We start from the raw sequence: 1,163 nt of genomic DNA, 5'->3' as shown, positions 1-1,163 counted from the left end.
ATACTCATTTAAAATCAAAAGTTGAAAAATAATGGATGCTTAGTTTTGAAATACAACAATATAAAACCACTACGTATCTAGAAAGGACCTTGTCCATTCTCTATTCACAATGGATTTTAAGGTTTGGTGAGATAAGCTTTGAATAACAGCTTGAAGTCTGTCAATGACAGCCTCTAATGTTGGAAATGTTTGATTTTTGAATCCACATTTTCTTATTTCAGACCAAACTTGCTCAATTGGATTCATTTCAGGAGTATACGGTGGAATAAAAGTAAACTCTATATTAGATGGAACTTCTAAGGTCTGTGATTTATGCCATACAGCATTATCCATAACTAGAATAATGTAATCATTAGGATAGGCTTGGGATAATTCCTCTAAAAATTTATTCATCCAATTAGTGTTACAGCCACCTGCAATGATAAAGAAAGATTCCCCTGTATGAGCATCAACTGCACCATAACAATAACGATATTCACGGATATGGTGACTGCCAACTACAGGGCGTTTTCCTTTCGGAGCCCAGCAAGCTCCTAGTTTACTAATACGACCAAAACCGGCTTCATCTTGATACATTAGACGAACTTTTTCATAAGGCTTCCTGGAAATAAAGCGCTTACTCGCTTTTTCCTGAAATAAAGATTTTATTTTTTGACGCTAAAATCGTTTCAGCGTCTGCTTTTTTAGGATGTTCTGGACGAGGACTGACTTTACGCCAACCATGTCTTTTCAGAAGGGCATAGAATCCCTCACGAGTTGTTTTTCGACCAACTTTTTCTTGATAAGCTGTGAACATCTTATCCACTGTTAAGAATTCACCTTCTAGAGATGCGGATAATTGTTCATTTAGAAATTCTTTTTCTTCTTCAACAGAGAGGTAAAAGCGTTGACGACCACCACGACGATCTTGAACAATACCTTCTAGCCCTTTTTCCAGGTATTTTTTAACCTGATTAGCAATAGTTTGGTGAGAGTACCCAACTAGTTGGCTAATAGCCATTAAAGTCATTCCTTCATGACGAAAAAGAATAGACTGGATGCGTCTATGATAAGTAGCGTAGTCTTTATTTCTAAGAGCTAATCTCAATTCAGTTTCTTGTTGTTTATCTAATTTCAATTTCATACAATCTATTATAATTCAAAATTCGATTTTTATTTAGTAT

The 1,163-nt window shown here is 35.3% G+C and carries 1 protein-coding gene; it reads right to left on the bottom strand.

Annotated elements, in window-relative coordinates; all coding sequences use genetic code 11:
• Positions 1–69: 69 nt before the first annotated feature.
• Positions 70–1,117 (bottom strand): IS630 family transposase gene (locus tag HZY94_RS02825; RefSeq protein WP_228064538.1). Its coding sequence is split into 2 segments (ribosomal slippage): positions 70–633 and positions 635–1,117, totalling 1,047 coding nucleotides; the frame shifts between segments, so codons are not numbered across the junction.
• Between the last annotated feature and the right edge of the window lie 46 nt (positions 1,118–1,163).

It is taken from the genome of Streptococcus danieliae (assembly GCF_013415245.1).
Lineage (GTDB): Bacteria > Bacillota > Bacilli > Lactobacillales > Streptococcaceae > Streptococcus > Streptococcus danieliae_A.
Note: the sequence above shows the minus strand (reverse complement) of the source record. Positions and strands in the feature narration are given on the sequence as shown.